This is a genomic window from Amycolatopsis saalfeldensis, assembly GCF_900110575.1.
GTDB lineage: Bacteria > Actinomycetota > Actinomycetes > Mycobacteriales > Pseudonocardiaceae > Amycolatopsis > Amycolatopsis saalfeldensis.
In genome coordinates this window covers 32,317-46,954 of record NZ_FOEF01000032.1, presented here as the reverse complement: position 1 = coordinate 46,954, position 14,638 = coordinate 32,317, and the positions used below count along the sequence as shown (strand labels likewise).

The window sequence follows — 14,638 nt, the reverse complement described above, 5'->3', positions numbered from 1 at the left end:
TCGGAGGCTTGCTGATGACCGAGTTTGCTGATCTGACCGCTGTTGAGCTGGTGGCGGGCTACCGCGCCGGGACGCTGTCGCCGGTTGAGGTGACCGACGCTGTTCTCGCACGTGTCGAGGCGCGAGAGCCGGAGCTGCGCGCGTTGTACGCGTACGACGCTTCGTCGGCGCGCGAAGCCGCGAAGGCGTCCGAGGCGCGCTGGCAGACGGGCTCGCCGCTGGGGCCGATCGACGGCGTTCCGTTGACCCTGAAGGAAAACATCGCGACCCGCGGCATCCCGGTGCCGTTGGGGACCGCCGCGACCACGTTGACCCCGGCAGTTTCGGACGCCCCGGCGGCGGCGCGGGTGCGCGAGTCCGGTGGGATCCTGCTGGCCAAGACGACTATGCCGGACTACGGGATGCTGACGTCCGGCCTGTCGAGCTTCCACCCGGCGACGCGGAACCCATGGGACCTCTCGCGCACCCCGGGCGGCTCCAGCGCCGGTGCCGCCGCCGCGGCCGCCGCGGGCTACGGACCCCTGCACGTCGGCACCGACATCGGCGGCTCGATCCGCCTGCCCGCCGGCTGGTGCGGCCTGGTCGGCCTGAAGCCGAGCTTCGGCCGGGTGCCGGTGGCCCCGCCGTTCCTGGGCCGGGTGGCCGGGCCACTGACCAGGACCGTCGCGGACACGGCGCTGCTGATGGGCGTGCTGTCGGCGCCGGACCCGCGCGATCACCTGAGCCTGCCGTACGAGCAGCTCGACTGGTCGGTCTCGAACCCACGCCTCGACGGCCTGCGCGTCGGCCTGCAGCTGGACGCGGGTGTCGGCCTGCCGGTGGAGCCGGACATCCTCGAAGCGGTGACGGCCGCCGCGCGCGTGTTCGAAGCCGCGGGCGCCGTCGTGGAGCCGGTCGCGCCGTTCCTGCGCCGCGACCTGCTGGACGGCCTGGACACGTTTTGGCGCGTGCGGGCCTGGTCGGACCTGGCGGCGTTGCCGGAGTCCCGACGCGCTCAGGTCTTGCCCTACATCGCGCAGTGGGCGGCCGGCGGCGCGGAGGTGTCCGGAGTGGACACTTACCGCGGCTTCGCCTGCATCGACGCGATCAGCGTCGAAACCCTCCGCGCCACCGCCCCGTACGACCTGGTGCTGTCCCCGGTCTGCGCGGTCTCGGCCCCACCCTCGGACTGGGCCTCACCGACCAACGACCCGGCTCGGCCGTTCGAGCACATCCCATTCACGGTGCCGTACAACATGTCCGGCCAACCGGCGGTCGCCCTGAACTGCGGTTACACCGGGGAGGGGCAGCCCATCGGACTCCAGATCGCGGGCCCCCGCTTCGCCGACGTCGCGGTCCTACGGGCGGCCGCGGCGTACGAGGGGCTGCGGCCGGAGCAGCGTGAGTGGCCGGTCTGACCCATAAGCGATCAGGCCTCCGGCCCGATGGGCGAGTCGCCTCTTCCCGGCCGCACCGGGGAGACATCTTCGACCGAAGGGAAATTGTCCGTCTCCGAGGTCCGGATGGACCGCCTGATCACCTCGACCTGTTCGAAGTAGGAAGCGAGTTGCACCGCTTCGGTCCCGCCGAACAGCATCGGTCGGTCGAGCAGTCGCCGGTATAGGTCGTAGAACTCAGACTCCCCGTGCCGGAACGCCTTGTAGTTGTTCTCGACCCGGAAGGCGCGGAGAACGCCAGCAGGATCGCAGCGTGTGCTCCGACGATCGTCACCATCCACTTGGAAAGGGGGTCGGAGGGTACTTGACGGTTTGTGTCTTCCAGTACGCCAGTGTTCCGCGGATACGCTCATAGTGCTGTGAGAGCTGATTCTTGGCCTGCTCTGTGAACCATGGCGATTGCTCGAACGACGGACCGCCTGGATAGAGCTCGACGTCCTTGAGCAGAACGTGGCCGACCGGGGCGAATGTCGCGACAGCGATGACGACGTAGCCGATCAGGGCAACGGTCCAGCCGTTCACCGAGGCACCTCCCCATTCCTCCCCAACGCCTCAGTGAAGCAACCACAGCGCCCGGCAGGCAAGAGCGGGCTGAAGGGGCCTTACGCGCCGAGCCGGCTCAGTCCCCGACTGCCTCTGCCAGCGCCAGCACCCGCCGTGCCTCCTCCACGTGGAGGTTTTCGATCATCCGCCCATCCACCGTCACCACGCCCCGGCCGGCGACCCGGGCCTCGTCGAAAGCAGCGATGATGCGGCGCGAGCGGTCGATCTCCTCTGGGGAAGGGGCGAACACGCGGTTGCACGGTTCGAGTTGTGACGGGTGGATCAGGGTCTTGCCGTCGAAGCCGTATTCGCGGCCCTGGCGGCATTCGGCCTCGAAACCTTCTAGGTCTTTCACGTTGTTGTAAACGCCGTCGAGGATCACCTTCCCCGTCGCGCGCGCGGCGAGCAGGCACAGCGAGAGTCCCCCCAGCAGCGGGCCGCGGCCGGGGACGAATTCGGCGTGCAGTTCCTTCGCCAGGTCGTTCGTGCCCATCACCAGCACGGTCAGGCGCTCCGAGGCCGCGGCGATCTCCGCAGCGTGCAGCATTGCGACGGGGGTCTCGAGCATCGCCCAGATCTTCGTCTGGTCCGGGGCGCCGCCGAGTTCCAGGGCGCGCTCGATGTTGTGCACCTCGCTCGCCGAGTTCACCTTCGGCACCACCACGGCGGACGGGCCGGCGGCCGCGGCGGCGCGCAGGTCCGCGTCGTGCCACTCCGTCTCCAGTCCGTTGACGCGAATGGTCACCTCGCGCTTGCCGTACGAGCCCGAAGCCGCGGCCGCGCACACGCGAGAACGCGCCGCTTCCTTCGCGTCCGGGGCGACGGCGTCCTCGAGATCGAGGATCAGCGCGTCGGCGGGCAGCGTCTTGGCCTTCTCCAGCGCACGCTCGTTCGCGCCCGGCATGTAGAGCACGGAGCGCCGCGGTTGCAGGGACGTCATGACTGGGACTCCTTGGTTGCGGCGTCGTACGCGGCGGCCAACTCGGGATCGTCGGCGGCCAGTTCGTCGGCCAGCTCCGCGACCACGCGGCACTGCTTCACCGAGGCGTCGTCCTGCATCTTGCCGTCGATCATCACCGCGCCCGTCCCGTCGCCCATCTCGGCGATCACGCGCCGGGCCCAGGCCACATCGGACGGAGACGGCGAGAAAACCCGCTTCGCGATGTCGATCTGCACCGGGTGCAGGCTCCACGCGCCGACGCAGCCGAGCAGGAACGCGTTGCGGAACTGGTCCTCGCAGGCCACCACGTCGCGAATGTCCCCGAACGGCCCGTAGTACGGCAGGATCCCGTGCATCGCGCACGCGTCGACCATCCGCGCGACCGTGTAGTGCCACAGGTCCTGCTGGTAGGTCGTGCGGCCCTCGGTCAGGTCCTCGCCCACCGGGTCGGTGCGCACCAGGTAGCCGGGGTGGCCGCCGCCGACCCGCGTGGTCTTCATCCGACGGCTCGCCGCCAGGTCCGCCGGGCCCAGCGAGATGCCCTGCATGCGGGGCGACGCGCCGGCGATCTCCTCGACGTTCGCCACCCCGCTCGCGGTCTCGAGGATCGCGTGCACCAGCAGCGGCTTCGTCAGCCCCGCGCGAGCTTCCAGCTGGGCCAGCAGCCGGTCGACGTAGTGGATGTCCTGCGCGCCCTCGACCTTCGGCACCATGATCACGTCGAGTTTGTCGCCGATCTCGGTGACCAGCGTGACCAGGTCGTCGAGCACCCACGGCGAGTCGAGGCTGTTCACGCGCGTCCACAGCTGCGTGCGGCCGAAGTCGGTGGCCTTCGCGATCGAGACGAGCCCGGCGCGCGCGGCCTCCTTGCGGTCGGCGCGCACGGCGTCCTCGAGGTTGCCGAGCAGGACGTCGGTCTTCTTCGCCAGGTCCGGCACCTTCGCGGCCATCTTCTCGTTGCCCGGGTCGAAGAAGTGGATCATGCGCGACGGGCGGAACGGGATCTGCCGCGGCGGTTCGGGCGCCCCGAGGGCGAGCGGGGCGAAGAAGTCCTTCGGCGAGCGCATCGTGGGGTCCTCCCGGGCCGTGATTTGACTGACGGGTAACCCTAAACCCGGGTGCGTGAAGCCCGCTGCGGCGAAGCTCACCGTCGCTCCGGCGACAGGCGTGCTACCTGCGGCGTCCACTGTGGAACCGCTTGCGGTTGAGCCGAACGGTCTAACCCGCTGGACCCTTTGCCACGCCGGGAACCCCACCACCGGTAGCCGCCCGTGGCCGGTCCGTGACACCACTCACCTCCGTCTCACTCGGTTGGCCGCACGGTCGGGCTGAAGTCGGACGACCGCCCGCCGACCGGTCACCGACCGCTGAGCGCCGTCGATCGCAGTCACCACCGCTACCCGAAGACCCCGCGCCGCCGCACTGGTAGTCAGGTCATGTGCCGGTTTCACCAGGCACGCAGGGGTACAGGTTGTTGAAGGAGGCGGACTCGTGGCGGCTACACCTCAGAACACCGAGAGCTCGACGGTCGCCGGTGGCGCGAAGCGCAGCCGGTCGATGCCGAGCCGGGTGGTGCCGCCGATCGAGCTCCCCGCGAGCGTCGAGGAGCTGGCGCACAAGGCCGCGGCCCTGCTGGGCTGGAACGGCGTGGTGCTGCCGGCGACGACTCTGCTCGGCCGCAAGGTCAGCATCGTCGCCAAGCTCCGTACCGACGTGCACGCGGAGCGGATCGCGATGGGCGTCGGTCCCGTCTCGGACCGCGCCACCGTCGACACCTGGACCTGGCCAGAGCTGGCCGCGACCGCACCCGCGCCGGCCGCCGAGATCATCGGTGTCCTCGCGGTCGCCCGGCACTGGCGGACCGCGATGGCCTCAGCGGTTCCGTTCGCACGTTACGGCGAGGCCGCGATGGTTCTGCCATCGCCAGCCGTACTGACGGAGGACTACGTCGCGAACTGCCTGCCGCGTTCGCGCGCGTACGGCCTCGCGATCGTCACCGCCGACCCGAACGCCATGATCGACCTCGACCTCGAGGGCCACAACGAGCGCATGCTGCTCGCCGAGGACCCGGTCTCGCGCTGGGTCAACGAGATGGCCTACGACCAGCTGCTGCGCGCCTGCGAGACGCCGGCCGCCGTCGACTGAGCCGTCCGGTCCCGATCGGACTAGCCTCGGGGCCATGCGAGTCGTCATTGCCGGTGGACACGGTCAGATCGCCCTTCGCCTCGAAAAGCTGCTGAGCGAACGGGGTGATCAGGCCGCCGGGATCGTCCGGAACCCGGCGCACGAGCCCGATCTGACCGCGGTCGGCGCCGAGACCGTGGTGCTGGACCTGGAGAAGTCCGATGTGGACGCCGTCGCCGCGGTGCTCGAAGGAGCCGACGCGGCGGTGTTCGCCGCCGGCGCCGGGCCGGGCAGCGGCAACGCCCGCAAGGACACCGTCGACCGTGGTGCCGCGGCGCTTTTCGCGGACGCCGCCGAGCGCGCGGGCGTCCGCCGGTTCATCCAGGTCGGCTCCATGGGCGCGGACAACGCCGACGCCCCGGGCCTCGACCCGACGTTCGCGATCTACCTCCGGGCCAAGAAGGCCGCCGAGGACGACCTGCGCGCCCGCGACCTCGACTGGACGATCCTGCGTCCCGGCGGGCTGACCAACGAATCGGGCACCGGGCGGGTCAAGATCGCCGATCACACCGGACGCGGCAGCGTGCCGCGAGAAGACGTCGCGGCCACGTTGGTGGGCCTGCTCGACGCACCCGCCACCGCGCGTCGCACGCTGGAGCTGATCTCCGGCGAGACGCCCGTCGACGAGGCGATCTCAGGGGCCTGACCTGGTCCTTCCAGCAGGAACTCGGTGGATGACGCGAAACGGGGAACGTCCTTGCGGGACATCGCGGTTTTCAGTGGCAGTGCCCATCCCGAACTGGCGGCGGAGATCTGCGCGCACCTCGGCGTGCCGCTGTACCCGGTGCAGGTCGACCGGTTCGCCAACGACTGCCTCCAGGTCCAGCTGCAGGCCAACTGCCGGGAGCGGGACGTCTTCCTGATCCAGCCGTTGGTCAAGCCGGTGCAGGAGAACCTCGTCGAGCTGCTGCTGATGCTCGACGCCGCGCGGGGCGCTTCGGCCGCGCGCACCACCGTCGTCATGCCGCATTACGCGTACGCGCGTTCCGACAAGAAGGACGCGTCGCGGATCTCCATCGGCGGCCGGCTGGTCGCCGACCTGATGGTCACGGCGGGCGCGAACCGCGTGCTGGCGATGACCCTGCACTCGCCGCAGGTCCACGGCTTCTTCAGCGTGCCCGTCGACCACCTGCACGCGCTGAACGAGCTGGCGCGCCACTTCCGCCAGTACGACCTCTCCCACACCACCGTCGTGTCGCCCGACCTGGGCAACGCCAAGGAGGCGGCGCACTTCGCGCGGTTGCTCGGCGTGCAGGTCGCGGCCGGGGCGAAGCAGCGTTACGCCGACGACCGGGTCCAGATCACGTCGGTGATCGGCGAGGTCGCCGGCCGGGACGTGATCGTGCTCGACGACGAGATCGCGCGCGGCAGCACTGTGCTGGAGCTGCTCGACCGGCTGCGGGAGCTGAAGCCGCGCTCGATCCGCGTCGCCTGCACCCACGGGCTGTTCGCCGACAAGGCGCTGGACCGGATCGGCAGCCAGGAGGACGTGCTCGAGATCGTCTGCACCAACTCGGTGCCGGTGCCGGTCGAGGAGCGCACCGACAAGCTGCGGATCCTCTCGATCGCACCGGCCATGGCCGAGGCGATGCGGCGGATCCACAACGGCGAGTCGGTCAGCTCGCTGTTCGAGCCGGTCTGATCAGCGGCCGCCCAGCACCCGGTCCAGGTAGGTGTTGGTGAACGTCCCGCTCGGGTCGTTTTCCTTGCGCACGGCCAGGAAATCGTCGAAACGCGGGTAACGCGCGCGCAGCGCGGCGGCGTCGAGGTCGTGCATCTTGCCCCAGTGCGGGCGGCCGCCGACCTCGGCGACGATCGCCGCGAAGCCGTCGAAGTACTCGCGGTAGGGCATGCCGACGAACTGGTGGATGGCGATGTAGGCGGAGTCGCGGCCGTTCGCGGTCGAGAGCCAGATGTCGTCGGCGGCGGCGACCCGCACCTCCACCGGGAACATCACCGGGTTCTCCAGTCGCGGCACGAGCGCGCGCAGCTCGGCGAGCACGTGGTGCAGTGACTCGCGGGGGATCGCGTATTCGGATTCGACGAACCGGACGCCGCGGTGGGTAACGAAGACGCGGTGCGAGAGGTCGCTGTACTCGCGCGCCGAAAGCACCTGCGCCGCGAACCCGCCGAGCGTCTGCACGAGCTTGGGCACGGTGCGGCCGAGCCGGCAGATGCCGCCGAACGCGATGTTCTCCGTCAGCTCGTAGTCCACGAACTGCTTGAGCCTCGACAACGGCTTGCGCTCGGCGTCCAGCGGCAGCCGGTTGTTCCGCTTGACCAGCGCGTTCTTGCCGTACGGGAACCAGTAGAACTCGAAGTGGTCGTTGGTCGCGGCGAACTCGTCGAAGCCTTCGAGCACCTGCTCCAGCGGCTCTGGCCGCTCCTGCGCCGACAACACGAACGAGGGTTCACACTGCAGGGTGACGCTGATGATCACGCCGAGGGCGCCGAGGCCGACGCGGGCGGCGTTGAACAGGTCCGGCCGCTCGTCCGCGGAGCAGGTGACCACGGTGCCGTCGGCGATCACCAGCTGGAGCGCGGTGATCTGCGTCGAGATGCCGCCGAAGCGCGCGCCGGTGCCGTGGGTGCCGGTCGAAATCGCGCCGGCGAGCGTCTGGGCGTCGATGTCGCCGAGGTTCGTCATGGCCAGGCCGAGCGCGTCGAGTTCGGCGTTGAGCTGCTTGAGCGTGGTGCCGGCGCGGACCGTGACCCGATGGGTGGCCAGGTCGGCCTGCTCGATGCCGGTCAGGTGCCGGAGGTCGAGCGCGTCGGACTCGGCGGCGGCGATCGCGGTGAAGGAGTGGCCGCTGCCCCGGGGACGGACGCGGCGGCCCGCCTCGGTGACGCCGCGGACGACGTCGGCGACCTCGGTTGTGCTGCGGGGCTGATGCACCCGCTGCGGAGAGGCCTTCGCCGTGCCGGCCCAGTTGCTCCACGGAGTCATGCGCGCACCTGTCGTCCTTCAGGAGTGTGCCCATACGGTAGTTGTCGGAACAGTAAGTGAATAGGATTCGCGTTTCAAGCATTATTGTCGTACCGTAAGCATGGTGACCACCTCTCCGAACGGGTACGACCTCGCGACGAAGGACCTCGATCCGCCGTTCGCCATCGTCGACCTGGACGCGTTCGACGCGAACGCCGATGACCTGCTGCGCCGCGCGGCGGGCAAGCCGATCCGGGTGGTCAGCAAGTCCGTGCGCTGCCGGGCCCTGCTCGACCGGGTGCTCGCGCGCGATGGCTTCGAAGGCCTGATGTGCTACTCGCTCGCCGAGGCCGTGTGGCACGTGGAGCAGGGCACGACGGACGACATCGTGGTCGCGTACCCGACGGCGGACCACGGTGCGCTGCGTCGCCTCGCCGCGAACGACGCGGCCCGCGCGGCCATCACGATCATGGTCGACTCGGCCGCGCACCTGGACCTCGTCGACGCGGCGCTCGGCCACGGGCACCCGGACATCCGTGTGTGCCTGGAACTGGACGCGTCGTGGCGGCCCCTGCCCGGCGTGCACGTCGGGACCCGGCGCTCGCCGTTGTTCACCGTGAAACAGGCGGTCGCGTTCGCGCGTGAAGTGGTGAAGCGGCCGGGTTTCGTGCTCGCCGGTCTGATGGCGTACGAGGGTCAGATCGCGGGCCTCGGCGACAACGCGGGCAGCAGTCTGAACAACGCGGTGATCGCGTGGATGCACCGCCGCTCGGCGGCCGAGCTGGCGCGTCGACGCGGCGCTGTGGTGCGCGCGGTGCGTGAGGTCGCGGACCTCGAATTCGTCAACGGCGGCGGCACCGGCAGCATCGAGACGACGGGTGCGGAGGATGTCGTCACGGAGATCGCCGCGGGCTCGGGCCTGGTCGCCCCCACGCTGTTCGACGGGTACTCCGGCTTCCATCCGCGGCCTGCGGCACTGTTCGCGCTGCCGGTGGTCCGCCGCCCCGCGCGCGACGTCGCCACGCTGTTTTCGGGCGGCTACATAGCTTCCGGTCCGACGGGCCCTTCGCGTGTGCCGTCGCCGTACCTGCCGGCCGGGCTGAAGCTGCTGGGCTTCGAAGGCGCCGGCGAGGTCCAGACACCGGTCTCGGGAGCGGCCGCGCGCACTCTGCGCCTGGGCGACCGGGTGTGGCTCCGCCACGCGAAGGCGGGAGAGCTGGCCGAGCGCTTCACGGACTACCACCTGGTGCGGGGCAACCAGGTCGACCAGACCGTGCCGACCTACCGGGGCGAGCGCCAGAACTTCGGCTGAACATATCGTCTGGATAAGGAGATCTGTTTATCCAGACGGAAAGACCGATCCGGCTTACTGATCATGACCGCGGACGGCGGTCAGCGCACTCAGTCAGACGGAAAGGAACTTCCCATGTCTTCGGCTCTTCGCAGGATGGCTCTGCTCGTCGCCGGCACGGCCGTGATGGTCGGTCTCGGCAGCTCCGCGGCCTTCGCCGCCACCGGTGGCCAGCCCGCCAGTGGTCCCACCGGCGCCCACCCCACCGGCCATCCGCCGGTGGCCTGCTCGATCACCCTGCCGGTTCCCCCGGGCACGCCGAGCGTGCCGGCCCAGCCGATCCGCACCGCGCCGACCAAGCCGGTTCCGCCGGGCACGCCGAGCGTTCCGGCGCAGCCGATCCACTGCTGGATCCTCCCGACGGTGCCCGGCGTGCCGGGTGTGCCGACCACGACGATCGGTCAGCAGAAGTAGGCAGCCCAGCGGCTCAAGGGGTACCGGAATCGTTCCGGTACCCCTTGCTTCATTCCCCGAACTTGCTCGCCAGGTAGCCCTTCACCACGTCTTTCGCCTCCGCCACGATCCGCTCGTCGCCCTGCGGGTCCCGGCGGAAGGCCAGTTTCAGCAACGCGTCCGCGGTCTCGTTGGCGATCGCGATGGCGAACCGCAGCTCGTCGGCCGGCCGGTCGACCTGGGGGCTCAGGATCTCCACCAGCGAGTCGACGATCACGGAGTTGTTGTCCCGCTCCTCGTCGAGCAGCTGCAGGTCGATCACGTCACCGAAGTGGACCTTCGAGAATCCCGGGATCTCCCGGTGCATCCGCAGGTAGATGTCCAGCACGGAGTCGACGATGTTCCACCAGTGCTCCGGGCTCAGCTCCTGCAGCCGCTCGTTCACGGCGGCCACGAAACGCTCCAGGTTCCGCTGCGTGAGCGCCTGGACGACGGCCCGTTTGTCCGGGAAGAACTGGTACAGCGAACCGACCGCGACGCTGGCCCGCTTCGCGATGAGGGTGGTCGTCAGCGCGTCGTAGCCGAGCTCGTCGATCAGCTCGGCGCTGGCGTCCAGCATCTGCTCCACCCGCTTGGCGCTGCGCTGCTGCACGGGCTTGCGCCGGAGGGGAGTGGGCTCCGCCTGGGTCTCGGACACTTTCGTTCCTCGGTCTTTCTCGCTCTGCTGACGCTCCCCGTCCCACCTGCCGCGGCGGAACTCGTCTGATCTGGGACTTTAGCGCCCCTGTGGGCTTCCCTCCGGACGAGTGACGACCTAACATATGAGAACTTTTCATGTTCACCCGGCCAGGTGGCCGGACGAGAAAGGTGCGTGTGCCGGTGGACTACCCGACCTTCCCGCCCGACTTCCTTTGGGGTGTTTCGACCTCGGCGTTCCAGATCGAAGGGGCCACGGCCGAAGGCGGCCGCGGACCGTCCATCTGGGACACCTTCACCGCGACCGACGGCAAGATCGCGCGCGGTGAGGACGCCAAGGTAGCGGCGGACCACTATCACCGCTACTCCGAGGACATCGCGTTGCTGGGCGAACTCGGTGTCGGCGCCTACCGGCTGTCCGTCGCGTGGCCGCGGATCCAGCCCGAGGGCACCGGAAAGCCGAACGCGGAGGGCCTCGCCTTCTACGACAAGCTGCTCGACGAGATCTGCGCGGCCGGCGTCGCCCCCGTCGTCACGCTGTACCACTGGGACACCCCGCAGCCCATCGAGGACGCGGGCGGCTGGCTCGCGCGCGACACGGCCGAGCGCTTCGGCGAGTACGCCGCCATCGTGGGCGAGCGCTTCGCCGACCGCGTGAAGCTGTGGATCCCGCTCAACGAGCCGATGGTCATGTCGATTTACGGTTACGGCATCGGCGAGTACGCGCCCGGCCAGTTCCTGCTGCTCGACGCGCTGCCCACCGCGCACCACCAGAACCTCGCCCACGGCCGTGCCGTGCAGGCGCTCCGGGCCGCCGGGGCCACGGGCATCGGCACCGCCAACAATCACTCGCCCATCTGGACCGTCACCGAAACCGCCGAGACCGAGGCCGACCGCGAAGCGGCCGTCTGGCTCGACGCACTGCTGAACCGCACCTTCGCCGACCCCGTGCTGCTCGGCAGCTACCCGGAGCAGGTCCACCCGCACCTGCCCGCGAACTTCGCCGACGACCTGGCCGACATCGCCCAGCCGCTCGACTTCTACGGCGTCAACTATTATGAGCCCCAGGGCGTCGCGGCACCCGGCGAGGGGAATCCCCTTCCCTTCGAACTCCGCGCGGTCGAGGGTTACCCGATGACCACCAACGACTCGCCGATCGTCCCGCGGGGACTGCGCGAGCTGCTGGTGTCCTTCCAGGACCGGTACCAGCAGCGCCTTCCCCCGATCCACATCACGGAGAACGGCTGCAGCTTCGACGACGAGCCCGGCGCGGACGGCCTCGTCCACGACCCCGAGCGCATCGACTTCCTGGACGGCCACCTGCGCGCGGTCCGCGAGGCGATGGACGCCGGCGTCGACGTCCGCGGCTACTTCGTCTGGTCCCTGCTCGACAACTTCGAGTGGTCCAAGGGTTACGCGCCCCGCTTCGGCCTGGTGCACGTGGACTACGAGACTCAGCGCCGCACGCCGAAGGATTCCTTCACCTGGTACCGAAAGCTGGTCCGACATGAGTGACACGACTGCCGCCACCGGGGTCCCCGAGGCGCTCGCCGAACCGGTCACCCGCGTCCGGCCCGGGTGGATGAGTCTGCTGTTCTTCGCGAACATCGCGCTGTGGCTCGGCGTTTACGCGCCGATCCAGGTGTTGCTGCCGCAGCAGGCCGAGATGCTCGACGCGGCGAACAAGGAGACCGTGTTCGGCATCGTCACCGGTATCGGCGCGCTGATGGCGCTGATCGCGAACCCGGCCATCGGGCTGCTGTCCGACCGGACCTGCTCACGGTTCGGCCGCCGTCACCCGTGGACCGTGGCCGGCGCGGTGATCGGCGCGGCCGGGCTGCTCGTGCTCGCGGTGGCGCCGAACATCGTGCTGATGACCGTCGGCTGGTGCCTGGTGCAGGCGGGGCTCAACGGCATGCTCGCGACGCTCATGTCCGGCATCGCCGACCGCGTGCCGGTGAGCCAGCGCGCGCAGGTGGGCGGGCTGGTCGGCATCGCGCAGATGCTCGGCACGGTGCTGGGCGCGGTGGTCGTCGTCGTGATGCTGGACCTCGCCGGGCTGCCGCTCGGGTACTCGGCCTGCGCCGTGATCGTGCTCGCCGGCGCCGCGGCCTTTGTGCTGCGGACGCCGGACGCGCGCCTGCCCGTCGCGTACCGGCCCAGCGGCGACGTCAAGGAGATCCTGGCGAACCTCTGGGTCTCCCCGCGCCGGCACCCGGACTTCGCGTGGGCCTGGGCCTGTCACTTCATGATCAACCTCGGCAACGCGTTCGGGACGCTCTACCTGCTGTTCTTCCTCAAGGACGCGGTGCACTACCCGAACCCGGACAGCGGGCTGCTGATCATGATGGGCCTCTACGGCGCCGCGCTGGTGGTCGGCGCGGTGCTGGCCGGGCATTTTTCCGACAAGTCCGGGCGCCGCAAGCCGTACGTGCTGGTGTCCTCGGGGGTGATGGCGCTCGCCGCGCTGCTGCTGGTGGTCTGGCAGACGTGGCCGGTGGCGCTCATCGCGTCGCCGCTGCTCGGCGTCGGGTTCGGCATCTACATGGCGGTGGCGCTGGCCATGCTGACGCAGGTGCTGCCGACCGCGCAGGACCGGGCGAAGGACCTGGGCGTGGTGAACATCGCGAACGCGCTGCCGCAGGTGGTGGCCCCGCTGCTGACCACGCTGATCCTCGAGTGGCTCGGCGGCTATCCGGCCCTGTTCGCGGCCGCGGCGATCGCGACCCTGCTGGCGGGAGCGCTCGTCACCCGGGTCCGTGCGGTTCAGTAATCACCGACTGGGGAAATGACGGAAGTGGAACCGCGGACCGGTGCCGGTCGGGGGAGGGGAGTGCAACGGCACCGGTCCGCGGAGTCATGGGTCGCAGCCAGCAGCTTCGCCAGGCTTCGATGATCTTCAACCTAGCGGCGGATTTCGTGGTCCGCTAGGCCTTCCGATGATAATTTTCGATTAATCGCGCAGAGATTCGGGTAACGAGGACTGGTTCGTCGCGTTCGGGGGGACGGACGAACCAGCCCTCGTCTCAGGCGAGGGTGCCGCGGCGGCCGGCCCGAAGGGGCAATCGGCCCGGGCCGCGCGCTCGCCGGTCTGCGGGTCAGGCCGTGACGGCCCGGGGGGTGACCAGCGCGTGCCGGCCGGTGGTCTCGGCGGGGCTCGGCGGCGTGGCGCGGCGCGTCTGGCCGGGCACGGGGCTCCTGCGCCGGGCGGCCCGTCGCTCGTCCGCCGACATCGCGGCCTGCTGCGGCGCGAGGCCGCCGGCCACCAGGTGCTCGTGCGCGACCTGCCAGACCGAGCACGGCGCCTTGCAGCGGTGCCAGCGGGTGGAGCAGGTCGGGCAGTCGCCGCGCTCGTCCGGGTCGTGCGCCTGCAGCATCGAGCGCCAGGCTTCGGTCAAGCGGGGGAGTTCGGAGCGGGCCACCGAGACGAGCGACTGGGCGTCGGCGCGGGTGGCCAGGTCGGACAGCATGTCGAGGCGTTCCCAGACCGCATTGCGGAGGACCTGCCCGAGTACCTGATCCATGGAGAGCTCACCGTTACCTTTCCGCCATTTTGGCGGCTTCATTGAGTGCGGCCCTGAGCTGGCCGAGCTGACCGGACGTGAGCCGCGCCGTCTCGCCGGGGGGCGAAACGACCACAACCTGGTTGTCTTCGACGAACACCGTCACCGCGCGCTCGCGGCTGATCAGGTCGCCGCACTGCACGCGCCACACCAGCTGTCCGCCTTCGTAGTGACGGACGCCCACGGTGCGGGGGTCGGCCGCGGCGGACGGGGTGACCGGACGGGTCACCGTGGCGACTCCCTGGCCTCCCGCGGGACCGGGCCGCACGGGGCGCATCGCGGTCCCGGCATGTCCTCCTGCGAGCGAGTCCACGAACTCCACTGGCCCTCCACCGCTCTCTCGTCCGCGTGCACCTTGCGGGATGCACATCCACGTCGTGCCTGTAGCTCGGTTTCCGTAGCTCTCCGTGATCGCGGCCGGTGTCCGGTCGGTGACGGAGATCTGACAACTACAGTGAGGTGAAAGCGAGTGCGATAGAAGGTCGAAACCGCGTCATAGCGGTGACCGGGCAGGGTTCCACGGTAAGCGGTCAGTGGACTTCGGCCGGGCCGATCAGACCCTCTGACCGCTCGTTTCCCATGGTTCTCACGGTGTGCTTAGGCTGT

General features: G+C 69.9%; 16 protein-coding genes. 8 read left to right on the top strand and 8 right to left on the bottom strand.

Annotated elements, in window-relative coordinates; genetic code table 11:
* Positions 1-14: 14 nt before the first annotated feature.
* On the top strand, positions 15-1,397 hold the full coding sequence (locus BMY97_RS42115) for an amidase (protein WP_091628779.1): 1,383 nt from the start codon (positions 15-17) through the stop codon (positions 1,395-1,397).
* 11 nt (positions 1,398-1,408) lie between these two features.
* Here the strand turns inward: BMY97_RS42115 and BMY97_RS46605 are convergent, their stop codons facing one another.
* The 4 genes from BMY97_RS46605 to BMY97_RS42105 all read right to left on the bottom strand — a co-directional run bounded on the left by BMY97_RS46605 (position 1,409) and on the right by BMY97_RS42105 (position 3,986).
* Positions 1,409-1,717 (bottom strand): hypothetical protein, encoded by a 309-nt coding sequence (locus BMY97_RS46605; RefSeq protein WP_143086471.1) that lies wholly within the window; start codon positions 1,715-1,717, stop codon positions 1,409-1,411.
* A complete protein-coding gene (locus tag BMY97_RS46600; RefSeq protein ID WP_143086470.1) occupies positions 1,707-1,958 on the bottom strand; it encodes a hypothetical protein in 252 nt (83 codons plus the stop codon). Before BMY97_RS46600 ends, BMY97_RS46605 begins: the two co-directional genes overlap by 11 nt.
* Positions 1,959-2,055: 97 nt before the next feature.
* Positions 2,056-2,919, bottom strand: coding sequence for an HpcH/HpaI aldolase/citrate lyase family protein (locus BMY97_RS42110; RefSeq protein WP_091628778.1), 864 nt, complete (start codon positions 2,917-2,919; stop codon positions 2,056-2,058).
* Positions 2,916-3,986, bottom strand: a complete 1,071-nt coding sequence (locus tag BMY97_RS42105) for an HpcH/HpaI aldolase/citrate lyase family protein (protein WP_091628776.1) — start codon at positions 3,984-3,986, stop codon at positions 2,916-2,918. The genes BMY97_RS42110 and BMY97_RS42105 overlap by 4 nt, the downstream gene beginning before the upstream one ends.
* A gap of 424 nt (positions 3,987-4,410) precedes the next feature.
* Between BMY97_RS42105 and BMY97_RS42100 the strand changes: the two genes are divergently transcribed.
* From BMY97_RS42100 to BMY97_RS42090, 3 genes are read left to right on the top strand one after another with little or no spacing between them, the layout of a single operon-like run.
* The gene (locus BMY97_RS42100) at positions 4,411-5,064 is read left to right on the top strand and encodes a hypothetical protein (protein ID WP_091628774.1); all 654 of its coding nucleotides are present in this window, start codon (positions 4,411-4,413) and stop codon (positions 5,062-5,064) included.
* Between the two features lie 34 nt (positions 5,065-5,098).
* The gene (locus tag BMY97_RS42095; RefSeq protein ID WP_091628773.1) at positions 5,099-5,749 is read left to right on the top strand and encodes an NAD(P)H-binding protein; all 651 of its coding nucleotides are present in this window, start codon (positions 5,099-5,101) and stop codon (positions 5,747-5,749) included.
* Between the two features lie 51 nt (positions 5,750-5,800).
* Positions 5,801-6,745 carry a ribose-phosphate diphosphokinase gene (locus BMY97_RS42090; protein WP_091628771.1) on the top strand — a complete coding sequence of 315 codons (945 nt, stop codon included), beginning with the start codon at positions 5,801-5,803 and terminating at the stop codon, positions 6,743-6,745.
* Here BMY97_RS42090 and BMY97_RS42085 read toward each other — a convergent pair whose 3' ends face one another.
* Positions 6,746-8,050 carry a D-arabinono-1,4-lactone oxidase gene (locus BMY97_RS42085; RefSeq protein WP_091628770.1) on the bottom strand — a complete coding sequence of 435 codons (1,305 nt, stop codon included), beginning with the start codon at positions 8,048-8,050 and terminating at the stop codon, positions 6,746-6,748. It abuts the gene before it with no gap.
* A 103-nt stretch (positions 8,051-8,153) separates the two neighbouring features.
* Here BMY97_RS42085 and BMY97_RS42080 point away from each other — a divergent pair, with 103 nt between their 5' ends.
* Together BMY97_RS42080 and BMY97_RS42075 are read left to right on the top strand one after the other, a co-directional pair.
* Complete coding sequence (locus BMY97_RS42080; protein WP_245787783.1) at positions 8,154-9,341, top strand: amino acid deaminase/aldolase; 1,188 nt, start codon at positions 8,154-8,156, stop codon at positions 9,339-9,341.
* Between the two features lie 114 nt (positions 9,342-9,455).
* The gene (locus BMY97_RS42075) at positions 9,456-9,794 is read left to right on the top strand and encodes a hypothetical protein (protein WP_143086469.1); all 339 of its coding nucleotides are present in this window, start codon (positions 9,456-9,458) and stop codon (positions 9,792-9,794) included.
* 49 nt (positions 9,795-9,843) lie between these two features.
* On the opposite strand, the gene BMY97_RS42070 is transcribed toward BMY97_RS42075, so the two are convergent.
* Positions 9,844-10,470, bottom strand: coding sequence for a TetR/AcrR family transcriptional regulator (locus BMY97_RS42070; protein ID WP_091628765.1), 627 nt, complete (start codon positions 10,468-10,470; stop codon positions 9,844-9,846).
* Positions 10,471-10,652: 182 nt separating this feature from the next.
* On the opposite strand from BMY97_RS42070, the gene BMY97_RS42065 reads away from it, so the two are divergent.
* Entirely contained in the window at positions 10,653-11,984 is a 1,332-nt protein-coding gene (locus BMY97_RS42065) for a GH1 family beta-glucosidase (RefSeq protein ID WP_091628825.1), read from the top strand.
* Positions 11,977-13,242, top strand: coding sequence for an MFS transporter (locus BMY97_RS42060; protein WP_091628763.1), 1,266 nt, complete (start codon positions 11,977-11,979; stop codon positions 13,240-13,242). The genes BMY97_RS42065 and BMY97_RS42060 overlap by 8 nt, the downstream gene beginning before the upstream one ends.
* A gap of 325 nt (positions 13,243-13,567) precedes the next feature.
* Here BMY97_RS42060 and BMY97_RS42055 read toward each other — a convergent pair whose 3' ends face one another.
* Positions 13,568-13,993, bottom strand: coding sequence for a hypothetical protein (locus tag BMY97_RS42055; protein WP_091628761.1), 426 nt, complete (start codon positions 13,991-13,993; stop codon positions 13,568-13,570).
* A 13-nt stretch (positions 13,994-14,006) separates the two neighbouring features.
* Positions 14,007-14,354, bottom strand: a complete 348-nt coding sequence (locus tag BMY97_RS42050) for a hypothetical protein (protein WP_091628760.1) — start codon at positions 14,352-14,354, stop codon at positions 14,007-14,009.
* Between the last annotated feature and the right edge of the window lie 284 nt (positions 14,355-14,638).